Source organism: Micromonospora sp. NPDC048935 (assembly GCF_043197875.1).
Lineage (GTDB): Bacteria > Actinomycetota > Actinomycetes > Mycobacteriales > Micromonosporaceae > Micromonospora.
In genome coordinates this window covers 224,976-238,801 of sequence record NZ_JBICTZ010000001.1, presented here as the reverse complement: position 1 = coordinate 238,801, position 13,826 = coordinate 224,976, and the positions used below count along the sequence as shown (strand labels likewise).

At 72.2% G+C, this 13,826-nt stretch carries 18 protein-coding genes and 1 pseudogene; 6 read left to right on the top strand and 13 right to left on the bottom strand.

What is annotated here, in order from left to right:
• From ACGFIW_RS01120 to ACGFIW_RS01110, 3 genes are all read left to right on the top strand, one after another.
• Positions 1 to 190, top strand: a 190-nt coding sequence (locus tag ACGFIW_RS01120; protein ID WP_393310305.1) for a hypothetical protein, incomplete at its 5' end; no start/stop codon positions are given.
• Positions 191 to 319: 129 nt separating this feature from the next.
• Positions 320 to 1,573, top strand: a complete 1,254-nt coding sequence (locus tag ACGFIW_RS01115) for a tyrosine-type recombinase/integrase (RefSeq protein ID WP_393310304.1) — start codon at positions 320 to 322, stop codon at positions 1,571 to 1,573.
• Positions 1,574 to 1,666: 93 nt separating this feature from the next.
• Entirely contained in the window at positions 1,667 to 2,848 is a 1,182-nt protein-coding gene (locus ACGFIW_RS01110) for an aminotransferase class V-fold PLP-dependent enzyme (RefSeq protein ID WP_393310303.1), read from the top strand.
• Positions 2,849 to 2,855: 7 nt separating this feature from the next.
• Here the strand turns inward: ACGFIW_RS01110 and ACGFIW_RS01105 are convergent.
• Positions 2,856 to 3,434 (bottom strand): annotated as a pseudogene (locus ACGFIW_RS01105) (murein hydrolase activator EnvC family protein); the annotation flags it as partial.
• A 387-nt stretch (positions 3,435 to 3,821) separates the two neighbouring features.
• Here ACGFIW_RS01105 and ACGFIW_RS01100 point away from each other — a divergent pair.
• Positions 3,822 to 4,949, top strand: coding sequence for a sulfite oxidase (locus tag ACGFIW_RS01100; RefSeq protein WP_393310302.1), 1,128 nt, complete (start codon positions 3,822 to 3,824; stop codon positions 4,947 to 4,949).
• Positions 4,950 to 5,000: 51 nt separating this feature from the next.
• Here ACGFIW_RS01100 and ACGFIW_RS01095 read toward each other — a convergent pair whose 3' ends face one another.
• From ACGFIW_RS01095 to proS, 12 genes are all read right to left on the bottom strand, one after another.
• Entirely contained in the window at positions 5,001 to 5,324 is a 324-nt protein-coding gene (locus ACGFIW_RS01095) for a DUF2469 domain-containing protein (protein WP_011905215.1), read from the bottom strand.
• Positions 5,321 to 6,133 carry a ribonuclease HII gene (locus tag ACGFIW_RS01090; protein ID WP_393310301.1) on the bottom strand — a complete coding sequence of 271 codons (813 nt, stop codon included), beginning with the start codon at positions 6,131 to 6,133 and terminating at the stop codon, positions 5,321 to 5,323. The genes ACGFIW_RS01095 and ACGFIW_RS01090 overlap by 4 nt, the downstream gene beginning before the upstream one ends.
• Entirely contained in the window at positions 6,127 to 6,660 is a 534-nt protein-coding gene (locus ACGFIW_RS01085; protein ID WP_393310300.1) for an NUDIX hydrolase, read from the bottom strand. The genes ACGFIW_RS01090 and ACGFIW_RS01085 overlap by 7 nt, the downstream gene beginning before the upstream one ends.
• A gap of 52 nt (positions 6,661 to 6,712) precedes the next feature.
• Entirely contained in the window at positions 6,713 to 7,348 is a 636-nt protein-coding gene (gene lepB / locus ACGFIW_RS01080) for a signal peptidase I (RefSeq protein ID WP_393310299.1), read from the bottom strand.
• A 10-nt stretch (positions 7,349 to 7,358) separates the two neighbouring features.
• Complete coding sequence (gene lepB, locus ACGFIW_RS01075) at positions 7,359 to 8,228, bottom strand: signal peptidase I (RefSeq protein ID WP_393310298.1); 870 nt, start codon at positions 8,226 to 8,228, stop codon at positions 7,359 to 7,361.
• Between the two features lie 183 nt (positions 8,229 to 8,411).
• Positions 8,412 to 8,768, bottom strand: coding sequence for a 50S ribosomal protein L19 (gene rplS, locus ACGFIW_RS01070; protein ID WP_007456548.1), 357 nt, complete (start codon positions 8,766 to 8,768; stop codon positions 8,412 to 8,414).
• Between the two features lie 143 nt (positions 8,769 to 8,911).
• The gene (gene trmD / locus ACGFIW_RS01065; RefSeq protein WP_393310297.1) at positions 8,912 to 9,685 is read right to left on the bottom strand and encodes a tRNA (guanosine(37)-N1)-methyltransferase TrmD; all 774 of its coding nucleotides are present in this window, start codon (positions 9,683 to 9,685) and stop codon (positions 8,912 to 8,914) included.
• A gap of 10 nt (positions 9,686 to 9,695) precedes the next feature.
• The gene (rimM, locus tag ACGFIW_RS01060) at positions 9,696 to 10,256 is read right to left on the bottom strand and encodes a ribosome maturation factor RimM (protein ID WP_393310296.1); all 561 of its coding nucleotides are present in this window, start codon (positions 10,254 to 10,256) and stop codon (positions 9,696 to 9,698) included.
• Positions 10,256 to 10,489 carry an RNA-binding protein gene (locus ACGFIW_RS01055; RefSeq protein WP_013284588.1) on the bottom strand — a complete coding sequence of 78 codons (234 nt, stop codon included), beginning with the start codon at positions 10,487 to 10,489 and terminating at the stop codon, positions 10,256 to 10,258. Before ACGFIW_RS01055 ends, rimM begins: the two co-directional genes overlap by 1 nt.
• Before the next feature lies 1 nt (position 10,490).
• Positions 10,491 to 10,979 carry a 30S ribosomal protein S16 gene (gene rpsP, locus ACGFIW_RS01050; protein WP_393310295.1) on the bottom strand — a complete coding sequence of 163 codons (489 nt, stop codon included), beginning with the start codon at positions 10,977 to 10,979 and terminating at the stop codon, positions 10,491 to 10,493.
• A 229-nt stretch (positions 10,980 to 11,208) separates the two neighbouring features.
• Positions 11,209 to 11,865: a DUF402 domain-containing protein gene (locus ACGFIW_RS01045; RefSeq protein WP_393310294.1), complete on the bottom strand. Its 657-nt coding sequence runs from the start codon at positions 11,863 to 11,865 to the stop codon at positions 11,209 to 11,211.
• Position 11,866: 1 nt separating this feature from the next.
• A complete protein-coding gene (proS, locus tag ACGFIW_RS01040) occupies positions 11,867 to 13,273 on the bottom strand; it encodes a proline--tRNA ligase (protein WP_393237980.1) in 1,407 nt (468 codons plus the stop codon).
• Between the two features lie 95 nt (positions 13,274 to 13,368).
• Here proS and ACGFIW_RS01035 point away from each other — a divergent pair, with 95 nt between their 5' ends.
• Together ACGFIW_RS01035 and ACGFIW_RS01030 are read left to right on the top strand one after the other, a co-directional pair.
• Positions 13,369 to 13,539 (top strand): hypothetical protein, encoded by a 171-nt coding sequence (locus ACGFIW_RS01035; RefSeq protein ID WP_393310293.1) that lies wholly within the window; start codon positions 13,369 to 13,371, stop codon positions 13,537 to 13,539.
• Positions 13,536 to 13,811 carry a hypothetical protein gene (locus tag ACGFIW_RS01030; protein WP_393310292.1) on the top strand — a complete coding sequence of 92 codons (276 nt, stop codon included), beginning with the start codon at positions 13,536 to 13,538 and terminating at the stop codon, positions 13,809 to 13,811. The genes ACGFIW_RS01035 and ACGFIW_RS01030 overlap by 4 nt, the downstream gene beginning before the upstream one ends.
• Positions 13,812 to 13,826 lie beyond the last annotated feature (15 nt).

Sequence of the window (13,826 nt, the reverse complement as noted above, 5' to 3'; positions counted from 1 at the left end):
CGCGCACGCGGAGGCGGTCGCGCACGCGGAGGCTGCTCGGGACCTCGACCGAGCCCTGATGCCGGTACTGTGCGCGCTCATGGGTGCTATCAAGCCGTGGCATATCGCTGTCCTGTGTTGTCTCGTCACGTCGGTCGCACTCATTGGCGGCTTGGTGGCGCTCCTGGTCAAGAGGGGCAACCGCCGGTAGTCCGGGGCGAGGAACAACCGATATCGCGTGGCAGGTGACTGGCGACTATCGGCCGTAGGCTGGTGCCGTGCCAGCTGTCAGTGAGGGTGTCGGGGCCGACGAGCCGGCCGGCACGCGGGCGTGGTGATGATGAGCCGGCCGGACCGGGGCACCCGGGCTGTGCACCAGGCACTGCCGCCAGCGTTGCGCGATGCGGTCGACGACTTCGCCGAGCACCTGTCCCGGGTGCGTAACCGGTCCGCGCACACCGTCCGCGCGTACGTCACCGATCTCGTCTCGCTGCTCGACCACGCCGTGCGGATGGGCTGCGTCGACCTCGCCGAACTGGACCTGTCGGTGCTGCGGAGTTGGTTGGCGCGGCAGCGCACCACGGGCGCGGCCCGCACGTCGTTGGCCCGGCGGGCCGCGTCGGCGCGGGCCTTCAGCGCCTGGGCGCACCGGGCCGGGCTGCTCCCCGCCGACGTGGGCGCCGCGCTGGCCAGCCCTCGCGCGCACCGGGAGTTGCCCACCGTCCTGCGCACCGACCAGGCCGCCGCCCTGGTCGAGGCACCGGCCCGGCGGACACCGCGCGGCAACCCGCCACCCACGGCCCTACCGCGCACGCACCCAGCACACACGAACCCAGCCCCGACGGAGCCGGCGCGCCCGGCCCCGACGCACACCGGGCCAGCACACACGGACCCGACCCACACGAACCCGACGCACACGGGGCCAGCACACCCGAACCCGACGCACACGGGCCCGACGCACACGGGCCTAGCACGCACCGGACCAGCACACACGGACCCAGCGACGGGGCGGACGTCGGCCGCCGCGCTAGACACCGCCGCGCAAGTCGCCGCTGCGCTAGACACCGCCGCAGGAGACGCGGCCGCCGAGGCGGTGCCGCTGCGCGACCGGGTGTTGCTGGAACTGCTCTACGCGACCGGGGTACGGGTCAGCGAGGTCTGCGGGTTGGACGTCGGCGACGTCGACCATGGCAGGCGGGTAATCCGGGTGTTCGGCAAGGGCGGACGGGAACGCTCGGTGCCGTACGGAGTCCCCGCGCAACGGGCGCTTGACGAGTGGCTGCGCCGGGGCCGTCCGGCGTTGGTGGGCAGCCGCTCCGGTGAAGCGCTGTTGCTCGGTGCCCGGGGCGGACGGCTCAATCCCACGACCGCGCGTCAGATCGTCGGCGGTTACGCCGAGGCCGCCGGCCTGCCCCGGACCAGCCCGCACGACCTTCGCCACTCGGCGGCAACCCACCTCCTCGAAGGTGGTGCGGATCTGCGCGCCGTGCAGGAACTGCTGGGCCACTCATCGCTGGCCAGCACCCAGATCTACACGCACGTCTCAGTCGAGCGCCTACGCGCCGCGTACCGGCAGGCGCACCCACGCGCCTGACATCGAGCGGCAACGCGCTGTGCACCAGGCGGGCCCGCCCGCTCACCCGATCAAGCACCGGGGGCGAGCAGGCCGGACGGTTACGATCATCAGGTGAGCGTCCCGCAGCCCCCCGAGCCGATCCCGGGCGCCCGTCTGCTCTTCTCCCTGGACCCGGCGGTCAGCCATCTCAACCACGGCTCGTTCGGCGCGGTCCCGATCGGTGTGCAGCGAGCCCAGCAGCGGCTACGCGACGAGATGGAGGCCAACCCCCTGCGCTTCTTCACGCAGGGGCTGGTCGACCGGATCGGGCACACCCGCCGGCACCTCGCCGGGTTCCTGGGCGCCGACCCCGACGGCAGCGCCCTGGTGGGCAACACCACCACCGGCGTCGCCGTGGTGCTCCAGTCGCTGGGGCTGCGACCCGGCGACGAGGTGCTCAGCACCGACCACGGGTACGGGGCGGTGAGCCTGGCCATTCAGCGGGAGTGCCGCCGCACCGGGGCGTCCAGCCGGGTCCTGCCGATCCCGCTGAACGCCACCGACGAGCAGATCGTGCAGATCGTCCGCGCCGGCCTGCGTCCCGGAGCGACCCGCCTGCTCGTCGTCGACCAGCTCACCTCGGCCACCGCCAAGCTCTTCCCGACCGCCGCCATCGTCGGGGTGGCCCACGAGCAGGGTGTGCCGGTCCTGGTGGACGCCGCACACGCCCCCGGAATGCTGGCCACCACGGTGAGCAGCATCGGAGCCGACTTCTGGGTGGGCAACCTGCACAAGTGGGCGTACGCCCCACGCGGCACCGCCCTGCTGGTGGTGGCCCCGCAGTGGCGGGACCGGATCGAACCACTCGTGGTCTCCTGGGAGCAGGAGTCGGGCTTCCCGGCCCGGATCGAATGGCAGGCGACTCTCGACTACACGTCCTGGCTGGCCGCGCCGGCGGGCCTGTTCACGTTGCGTAGTCTCGGCGTCGACCGGGTACGCGAGCACAACGCCGCACTCGCCGCGTACGGCCAGCGGGTGGTCGGGGACGCGCTGGGGGTGCCTCCCGCTCAACTGCCTGCCCCCGGCGGGCCGGGGGTGGCTCTGCGCCTCATTCCGTTGCCGGCCGGCACGGCCCTCAACATCGACGAGGCGCGGGCGTTGCAGACGCGGATCGGTGCACGGCTCGCCGCCGAGGTGGCGGTGATGAGCTGGAACGGCCGGGGTTGGCTGCGGCTCGCCGGGCAGGTCTACAACACCGCCGACGAGTACGAGAGGTTGGCCGCACGGCTGCCGGCGCTGCTCGCTCAACGCTGACCCGACGGACCGGGAGCAGTCGCACCGGGCCGAGGCCGAGCAGGGCCAGCGGGTCCAGGTATTCCGTGCCCCGGCGCAGCCCCCAGTGCAGGCAGGCGTCGGCCGGGCATCCCGGATGGCCGGGCAGCAGCTCCCCCAGTGGTGTGCCGGCGGCGACCGGTTGACCGGGGCGTACCGCCGGTTGGACCGGCTCGTGGGTGGTCCGCAGCCCGTCGGCGTGCCCCACGGTGATCACCGGTCGGCCGGCGATCGGGCCGGCGAAGAGCACGGTGCCGGCCCCGGCGCTGCGGACCACGGCGCCGGCCGGGGCGGCCAGGTCGACACCCCGGTGGCCGGGCAGCCACGGCCGGGGTGGCGGGTCGAACCGGCGCACCGGGCGAGGTGGCCCGTCGACCGGCCAGCGGAACCGCTCGGGGCCGGCGTCCGCCGGGGTGGGCAACGAGACGGGCATCCGCGCGGCACCGGACGGTGCGCCGCCGGGCAGCGCCGCGACCAGCACGGGGATGGTCAGCGCGAGCGGAAGCGCCGCGCGGAGCAGCACGGTATGACGGGTCGAGCCGACGCGCGGGGCGGACGGTGGTCGCATGACAGCAGCTTCCGTCCGCCGCTGGGCCGTCTGCCAGCCCGACCGACCAGGCTGTGGACAACCGGAGGCTCTGTGGACAACCACCATCGGCGCGGATGATCTGCTATGCCTCGACCATCCCCACCGGCCGCCCACCGGGCAGCCGCCGGACAGCCGCACCGCCGCACCGCCGAGCCGCCGGCCAGCCGCACCGCCGGGCAGCCGCACCGCCGAGCGGCAGAGCCGCCGCACCGCCGGCCAGCCGCACCGCAAGTCCGAGCCGCCGGACCGCCGGACACCGCCGAGCAAGCGAGCCGCCAGGCAACCGAGCCGTTTCGGGCCGTCGCGCAGGGCCTAGGCTGGGTCGAGTACGGCGGGTGCCGCCGTGTGGACCGGGGAGGCCCAGGCATGACCACTGTCGATGACCGGACGCCGACGGTGGCCGACGTGAGCGGCCCGTCGCGGCTGGCGGAGCCGGACGAGGCGATCAGCGCCGAGGAGTTGCAGCTCGCCGCCCGCAACCACGGCATCCCGCTGGAGGCGCTGCGCTACGACGTCACCCCGGCCGGGCTGCACTACCTGCTGATCCACTACGACATTCCGGAGGTCGACCCGGCGACGCACACGCTGACCATCGGCGGGGCGGTGGACCGGCCGCTGACGGTCACGCTCGCCGAGCTGCGGGAGCGGCCGCGGGTCACCCGGCAGGTGACGCTGGAGTGCGCCGGCAACGGGCGAGCCCTGCTGCACCCCCGGCCGGTGAGCCAGCCGTGGCTGGTCGAGGCGGTCGGCAACGCCGAGTGGACCGGCACGCCCCTGGCACCGCTGCTGCGGGAGGCGGGCCTCGGGCCGGACGCGGTGGACGTGGTCTTCACCGGTGCCGACCACGGGGTCGAGCGCGGGGTCGAGCAGGACTACCGGCGGGCACTGCCGGTCGCCGACGCGCTGCGTGAGGAGGTGCTGCTGGCGTACGAGATGAACGGTGCTCCGCTGCTGCCGCAGCACGGTGCGCCGCTGCGGCTGATCGTGCCCGGCTGGTACGGCATGGCGCACGTGAAGTGGCTGCACTCCATCGAGTTGCGGACCGAGCCGTTCGACGGCTACCAGAACGCGGTGGCCTACCGGGTGCGCACCGACGCCGACGACCCGGGTGTGCCGGTGACCCGGATCGAGCCGCGTGCGCTGGTCCGTCCGCCGGGCTTCCCCGACTTCATGTCCCGACGCCGGGTGCTGCGGCCCGGGCCCTGCACGGTGGACGGCCGGGCCTGGTCGGGGCACGCGCCGGTGGTCTCCGTGGAGGTGACCACCGACGGTGGGCGGAGCTGGGCGCAGGCCGAGCTGGCCCCGGCGGCGGCGGGCGATTTCGCCTGGCGGCGCTGGCGGTACGAGTGGACGGCGACCCCGGGCCGGTACGTGCTCGGGGCGCGGGCGACCGACGCGTCCGGGCGCACCCAGCCGGTCGAGCAGCCGTGGAACCGTGGCGGCTTCGCCAACAACCTGGTGCAGCGGGTCGAGGTCGTGGTGCCGGCCGAGTGACCGGCAGGTGTCACGCCACGGATGGGGGGACCGTGGCGTGGCCGAGGGTCGTCAGCTGCCGAAGCCGGAGTCGGCGGGCAGCGAGATGTCGGGCTTCTCCAGCTCCTCGACGTTGACGTCCTTGAAGGTCATCACCCGGACGTTCTTCACGAAGCGGGCCGGACGATACATGTCCCACACCCAGGCGTCGTGCATCTCGACCTCGAAGTAGACCTCGCCGTCGGAGTTACGCACGTGCAGGTCGACCTGGTTGGCCAGGTAGAACCGACGCTCCGTCTCCACCACGTAGGAGAATTGGCGGACAATGTCGCGGTACTCCCGGTAGAGCTGCAGCTCCATCTCGGTCTCGTACTTCTCGAGATCTTCCGCGCTCATCGCACTCCGCCTTCCATGGCCACATCTTCCCCCACCGGCGCCGGAGGCCGAGGCTGCTCGCCCAACGCCACGCCGACGGTACCCCCTGACGCCCCGGAGCGCTCCATCGGCTCTTGCGGGGCGTGGCCGCCGGGGCGTCGGGCGCGCGGCGGCCGTCCGTCGCGGCCGGAGACCGCGGCGACATTGACGTACGAGAACCGGTGCTCCCGGCACGGCCCGTGCTCGCGCAGCGCCGCCGAGTGCTCGGGGGTGATGTAGCCCTTGTGCTCGGCGAAGCCGTACGCCGGGAACACCCCGTCCAGCTCCACCATCAGCCGGTCCCGGGTGACCTTGGCGAGGACGCTGGCGGCCGCCACGCACGCCGCCACCCGGTCGCCCTTCCACACCGCCAACCCCGGCACGCCCAGGCCGTCCACGCCGAAGCCGTCGGTCAGCACGTACTCCGGGCGGGTGGTGAGTGAGGCGAGCGCCCGGCGCATCGCGGCCAGGTTGCACACGTGCAGCCCCCGGGCGTCGACCTCCTCTGCGGGGATGACCACCACCGAGTACGCCAGAGCGCGGTCCACCACCTCCGCGTACACGCGTTCCCGGCTGGCCGGGGTGAGCAGCTTCGAGTCGGCCAGCCCCTCGATCTCGCCGCGCCGACCCTCGGGCAACACCGCTGCGGCGGCGACAAGCGGACCGGCGCAGGCGCCCCGGCCCGCCTCGTCGGCACCGGCGACGTGCCGGAAACCACGCCGTTGCAGCGCCCGTTCCAGGGCGTACAGGCCGGCCTCGCGGCGGACGACGGTGCGCGGCGGGGTCAGCACGACGCCTCGTCCCGGTCGGTGGCGGTCGAGCGCCGCGACCCGTTGAGCAGGGCGGGCAGTTCGGCGGGGTAGAACCGTTCACCGCTGGCCGCCAGGTCGTCGGGCAGCCACCAGCGGTGGCCGGCGATGCTGCGCCGCTCGACGTCGTCGAAGCCTGCCGTGTCCACCTGCCAGGACTCCACGCGGAGGAGGAAGAAGTCCTGCACCTGCCGATACCACACACCGTCGAACGGGAACTCGGTCGTGTCGGACCAGACCGGCTCGCCCAACTCGACCGGGTCGAGCCGCAGCCCGGTCTCCTCGGCCAACTCACGGGCCGCGCCCACCGCCGGAGCCTCCCCCGGGTTGAGCCCACCGCCCGGGGTGAACCAGTAGCGATGCCCTGGTCGAGCCGGGTCGAAGCCCTCGAACAGCAGCACCTGGCCGGCCGCGTCGACGAGCAGCACGCGGGCCGCCCGTCGAGGGGTGTGGACACGGTCACCGCTGCTCGCGACTACGGGGCTCGCAAGCTCACTCCTCGCGCTCACGTTCACCGCCCCAGCCTGCCAGACCGACGGCGGATCGCCCACGCCCGTCGGTCTACGGCTTGGGAATGCCGTCGAACTGATCCGGCACGGTCAGCCAGGTGGCCCGATTGACCGGCCAGAAGACGGTGAACGCCCGCCCGACCACGTCGTCCTCGGGGATCGTGGCCTCGGTGATGTTCTGCCCGGACTGCTGCCAGTGCTCAAGCGAGTCACCGGAGGCGGAGCGGTGGTCACCCATCACCCACAGCCGGCCCTTCGGCACGGTGATGTCGAACTCCTGGTCGGCCGGCTTGTCGCGGACCCCGTCCAGGGAGAAGATGTACGGCTCGTCCAGTGACCTGCCGTTGATCATCAGCCGTTCCTGCGGGTCGCAGCAGACGACGTGGTCGCCGGGAATCCCGATGACCCGCTTGATGAAGTCCTCGCCGTCGGGGTTGCCGCTCCACTCGATCGGAGCCTTGAAAACGACCACCTCACCGCGGTGCGGCGAGCGGAAGTCATAGACCAGTTTGTTGACCAGCACCCGATCATCGATCTTGAGAGTGTTCTCCATGGACGGGGAGGGGATGAAGAAGGTCTGCAGCACGAAGGCGCGGACCAGCACCGCGACCAGGATCGCCACACCCAGCAGGATCGGCAGCTCCTTCCAGAAGGAGCTACGCGGCTTGTCGGTCTGCTCGTCAATCACGCCAAGGAGCCTACGTTGCCGAACTGGACGTCATCGACCGGAACGCGCGGGAACCACGTAGTGCGACCGCCAGGGGGAGAATCAGCACCACACCGCCCTGCGGGGTCGGCCGCGCCGGGGGCAGGCCCGCGGATGCCACGCTCGGCGCGGACACGTCGTCGAACGTCGACGGCACCGGCAGCGAGTGCCACCGCGACGAGGGCCAGACCACCATGAAGGCCCGGCCGATCACGTTGTCGATCGGCACCGGGCCCTGGCAGCGCGCGTCCTGCGAGACCTCACGGTGGTCGCCCATCACGAAGATCTGACCGGGAGGTACGACGACCTCGTCGAAGCGCCGGGACCGGCACTCCAACGGGTTGGGCGGCAGGTCCAGGGGAGAGTCCCGCAGGACGTAGGGCTCGTCGAGCGGCGTGCCGTTGACGGTGACCCGACCCTGGCTGTCGCAGCACTTGACCCGGTCGCCGGGAACGCCGATCACCCGCTTGATGAAGTCCTTCTCACCGGGACGACTCACCCCGATCAGGTCGCCGACGGTCCGGGTCAGCTTGCCGACGAAGCCCGGCTCCGGCTGCTCGTCGACCTGTGGCGCCCACCGGTCGGTGCCCCGGAAGACCACCACCTCGCCGCGGATCGGGTCACGGACGTCGTAGACGACCTTGTTGACAAGCACCCGGTCGTCGATGAGAAGCGTGTCCTCCATCGAGCCGGACGGGATGTAGAACGCCTGGAGCAGGAAGGTGCGGATCAGCACCGCGAGGCAGAACGCCACCACCAGCAGCAGCGGAAGCTCCTGCCAGAGCGGCATCTGCCGGCGGCCACGGCGGACCCGTCGCCGCCACGGATCGACGGTGTCGTCATCGTCAAGCGTCTGCACCACGCCACTCCCCGGTCCACAGAAACACCACCGCCCGGGAACCTCGTCGAGGCTCCACGGGCGGTAGTGGACGGCTACCCGCCCACGTGGGCGGGCCCGCCGCCGTGCTGCGCCCGTGACGACCAGGGTAGTGCGGTCTGGTCGTTACGGCATACGCGCAGCTCGGGCGGCGTGGCGAGCGGGAAGTCAGCTGGGCTGCTTCTCCCGCTTCTCCTTGATCTTGGCCTTCTTGCCGCGCAGCTCGCGCAGGTAGTAGAGCTTGGCGCGACGCACGTCACCACGGGTCACGATCTCGATCCGGTCGATGCCCGGGCCGTTGAGCGGGTAGGTCCGCTCGACACCGACACCGAAGCTGACCTTGCGGACCGAGAAGGTCTCGCGCAGACCGTCACCCTGGCGGCGGATCACGACGCCCTGGAAGATCTGGACACGGGACCGGTTGCCCTCGACGACGCGGGCGTGCACCTTGACGGTGTCACCGGCCCGGAAGTCGGGAAGGTCGGTCCGCTTCGACTGGGCGTCAAGGGCGTCCAGGATGTTCATCGCTGCGTCCTCGTAAGGCTCACGGCGCACCGTCACTCGGTGCGCGGGTGGGTGATTCTGATCCCCGGGTGGTGGTCGGCGGGCCGACCCCGGTCGGTGATCCTCGCAGCCGCCCGCGGGCGCGGACGGATGCGGCAACCCCCCTACTTTGCCACATCCCCCGGTGGCGGCTGAAATCCGGCCCGGTCCAGGGCCGCGATGTCCCGTTTGTCGAGCCGATCCGCGGGCAGCGCGGCGAGCAGGTCCGGGCGGCGGGCGGCGGTCCGCAGCAGACCCTCCTCGCGCCGCCAGCGGGCGATCCTGCCGTGGTCACCGGAGCGGAGCACCTCCGGCACGTCGTGCCCGCGCCAGCTCGGCGGCTTGGTGTAGATCGGGGCCTCCAGCAGCCCGTGCGCGTGCGACTCCTCGTCCAGCGAGCCCGCGTTGCCCAGCACCCCCGGCAGCAGCCGGGTGACCGCCTCCAGCATCACCAGGACCGCGACCTCGCCGCCGAAGAGCACGTAGTCACCGAGCGAGACCTCGGTGACCGGCATCCGGGTGGCGGCGTGCGCCAACACCCGCTGGTCGATCCCCTCGTACCGGCCGCAGGCGAAGAGCAGATGCGACTCGGCCGCCAGCTCGTACGCCATGGCCTGGGTGAACGGGGCGCCGGCCGGCGACGGCACCAGCAGCCGGGGCGGCGGGGCCTCGGCCGGCGCGAGCGCGTCCAACGCCTCACCCCACGGCTCCGGGCGCATCACCATGCCCGGCCCGCCACCGTAGGGGGTGTCGTCGACCGTGCGGTGCACGTCGTGGGTCCAGGTCCGCAGGTCGTGCACGGCAAGCTGGAGTACGCCGTTGGCCCGCGCCCGCCCGATCAGCGACAGGTCCAGTGGGGCGAAGTACTCCGGAAAGATCGACACGACGTCGACGCGCATGGGGGTGGTCCTAAAGGTCGAGCAGGCCGGCCGGCGGGTCGACGATCACACGGCCGCCGGCCAGGTCGACCTCCGGAACGATCGCCCGGACGAACGGGATCAGCGCGGTACGCCCCTCGGGCCGCCGCAACACCAGCAGATCCGAGGAGGGCGCGTGGTCGATCCGGGCGACCTCACCCAGTCGTTCGCCCGCCGGGGTCACCACGGCCAGGCCGACCAGCTGGTGATCGTGGAACTCCTCCGGATCGTCCGGCGGCGTCACGTCGGCGCTGTCGACCACGAGCAGCGTGCCGCGCAGCGCCTCGGCGGTGTTGCGGTCCAGGATTCCCTCGAACGCGATAAGCACCCGACCCTGGTGGAAGCGGGCTTCCTCGATGGTCAGCTCCGCGGGAAGCCGGAACGGCACCCCGGGCTCGTCCGCCGTGGCGGGAGCCGGGGGTGTCGCCCCGGGTTCGGTGCGCAGCACCGACCCCGGGGCGAACCGTGCTTCGGGCTCGTCGGTCCGCACTTCCACGGTCACCTCACCGCGGACACCGTGCGGCTTGCCGATCCTTCCGACGACGAGCTGCATCAGTACGAGTCGACGATGTCGACGCGTACGCCGCGCCCGCCGATGGAGCCGATCACCTGGCGCAGCGCCTTGGCCGTCCGACCGGACCGACCGATCACAGTGCCGAGGTCCTCGGGGTGCACGCGGACTTCGAGCCGCTTACCCCGACGGGAATCGACCATCCGCACCCGGACGTCGTCCGGGTGGTCGACGATGCCCTTGACCAGGTGCTCCAACGCCGGACGCAGAGGCATGTCAGGCCTGCTCACCAGCGTCGGCAGCGGCCGGAGCCTCGGTCTTCGGCGCCTCGGCCGTCGGAGCCTCGGCAGCAGCCTCGGTCTTCGGAGCCTCGGCAGCCTTGGCGGCCTTCTTGGCCGGCTTGGCCGGGGTCTCCGGGGCGAGCCCGGCGGCGGCCTTCGCCTCAGCCTCGTACGCCGCCTTGCGGTCGGCCCGCTCGGGGGCGACCAGGAGCGGCGGCGGGGCCGGCAGGCCCTTGTACTTCTGCCAGTCACCGGTCAGCTCCAGCAGCCGCTGCACCGCCTCGCTCGGCTGAGCGCCGACGGACAGCCAGTACTGGACCCGCTCCGACTTGACCTCGATGATCGAAGGGTCTTCCTTCGGCTGGTAAACCCCGACGAACTCGATCGCCCGGCCGTCACGCTTGGTGCGCGAGTCGGCGATGACGATGCGGTACTGCGGGTTGCGGATCTTGCCCATCCGCAGGAGCCGGATCTTTACGGCCACAGTTGTTTCGCTCCTGTTGCGATCTCACCGGCCCGTATGGGCGGTGTGCATGGGTGAGCGCCGACCGGACCCGTGGGGTTGGGCCGGAGACTACTCGGTGGACTAGCGACGTGCCCGGGTTAGAGGGCGCCGGACGCGCGCCGGATACCAGCGACCTATTCTGCCAGACCCGACGCCGATCTCCCGCATCGGACCCGGACACCGTGCCGGCGGTGACCTGGAACACGTCTCAGCGCACCGGCGGACGGTCCCATCCCGGCGGCAATTCATCCGGTACGTCCCAATCTGCCGGCGGGGTGAAGTCGCACCAGGTGCCGTCGAACGGGAACTCGCCGGCCTCGGCGAGCGCGATCACCCGCTCTCCCTCGGCGCGGACGGCCTTCTCGTCGGTCACCCAGTAGTCGGCACCGAAGGCGAGCCGCTCGACGAACTCGTCCTCGTCCTTCCACTCCCAGCTGAGGTCCGGACGCACCACCACGTCCAGGTCCTGGTCCACCACGTCGACACCGGCCACCGGGCCGTCGTCCCAGCGGACACCGGGCTCCTCCAGGTTGACGTACCAGTTGGCGAACCGGCCCCGCGCGTCGCGGAACCACCAGACGGAGTGCGCCGCCCCGGTGGGCAGGAACTTCAACAGCGGCGGCCCGTCCCAACGCCCGTGCGCCAGCCGGTACGACGACGAGATCCACCTGGCGAACGGCATCGCCCGCATCCCGAGCCCCGCCTCGGTCACCTCGTGGGCCACCGGCGAGTCCCGGGCGATCCACACCAGCAGACCCCGCTCGTCGTCGCTGACCACCCGGCCCGGTCGGACCCAACCGATCCGACCGTGCCGCACGTTGCGGTGCAGGATCAGCCGACCCGGCGGGAACCGCTCGACGAGCACCTCAGTAGGCGCGGGCGAGGATGGCGACCAGGTCGGGCTCGTCCTCGGAGTCCGGAACCGAGCCGTCGGCGCGCAGCAGGCAGCGCACGGTGACGCCCTGGCCGTTCGCCTCGGCCTCACCGGCCACACCGACGGCCGACCACGGCACCCGGGCCCAACCGGTCGCGGCGGCCTCGATCGCCTCGGCCAGGGAGGCCACCTCCACCGTGCGCGACTCGCGGTTGGCAAGCGCCTGGTCGTGCAGCACCTGCTGATCGGTCTCCAACGCGGCCAGCACCGCGGCGACCACGTCGGCCACCGGAGTCGGGGTCTTCGACCCGTCGGTGCGGCGCACCACAGTCGCGTTGCCGACGGCCAGGTCACGGGGGCCGACCTCGACGCGTACCGGATAACCACGCAGCTCGGCGTCGACGGCCCGACGGCCGAACGGGGTGTCGGTCCGGTCGTCGAGCGCGACCCGGACACCGGCGTCGCGCAGGCCGTCGTGCAGCTTGGCCGCCGCCTCCGCGACGCCCTCGCCGTCCTTGACGATCATGACGTACGCCTGGATCGGGGCCAGCCTCGGCGGCACGCGCAGGCCGTTGTCGTCGCCGTGCGCCATGATCAGGCCGCCGAGCATCCGGGTCGACGTGCCCCAGGAGGTGGTCCAGGCGTGCTCCCGGCCGCCCTCCTTGGAGGAGTAGCTGATGTCGAACGCCTTGGCGAAGTTCTGCCCCAGCTCGTGGCTGGTGCCCAACTGGAGCGCCTTGCCGTCGCCCATCATGCCTTCGCAGGTGTACGTGGCGGTCGCGCCGGCGAACCGCTCGCGCGCCGTCTTCAGGCCCACCACGACCGGAATGCCGATCACGTTGACCATCAGATCCTCGTACGCCTCGTGCAGGATCCGCCGCGCGTACGCCCGCGCGTCCTCACGGGTGGCGTGCGCGGTGTGCCCCTCCTGCCAGAGGAACTCACTGGTCCGCAGGAAGATCCGCGGACGCAGCTCCCACCGGACCACGTTCGCCCACTGGTTGAGCAGCAGCGGCAGGTCCCGGTACGAGTCGATCCACTTGGCCATGAACTCGCCGATCACCGTCTCGCTGGTGGGACGCACCACCACCGGCTCGGCCAGGGGCTTGCCGCCCCCGTGCGTGACGACCGCCAGCTCCGGCGAGAAGCCCTCGACGTGCTGCGCCTCGCGCTTGAGGTAGCTCTCGGGGATGAACAGCGGGAAGTACGCGTTCTCCGCACCCGCCGCCTTGATCCGGGCGTCCATCTCGGCCTGCATCCGCTCCCAGATGGCGTAGCCGGCCGGGCGGATGACCATGGTGCCGCGGACCGGGCCGTTGTCGGCCAGCTTCGCCTTGGCGATCAGATCCTGGTACCAGCGGGGGAAATCCTCCGCACGGGGAGTGAGCACGCGTGCCATGACCGCATATCCTATGCGCCACGCGGGACGCCACCGCGCCCGGGAGGCGACACGCGCCGCGCCGACCCACCCGGCGCCCGCAGAATTCGACAATCATGACTGCGACAACGGTCTCACCACGGCTGCGGCTGCGGCTGCGGCTGCGGCTGCGGCTGCGGCTGCGGCTGCGGCTGCGGGACACGATCGTGGACCCGGCCCCCGCGCGAACCATCGCCGCCGGCTGGGATGCGGTACGGATGGGCGGGTCGCCACCGCGGCCGGGGTGAGCCGGCAGACCGTCTACAACGAGTTCGGCACCGAGGCCGGCCTGGCCGAGGCGCTCGCCCGACGCGAGGTGGACCGGTTCATCGGCGACGTCACCACCGCACACCGCACACCGCACCCCGCGCCAAGCGCCCCGCACCCCGCACCCCGCACCAAGCAACCCGCGCCGCGCACCCCACGCCAAGCACCCCGCACCCCGCGCCCCGCCACCAAGATCCGAGCAACTTCCCGGATGTTGCTGCCTCAGGCCCGCCCGAGACAGCAACATCCCTGATACTGCGCGGATCTC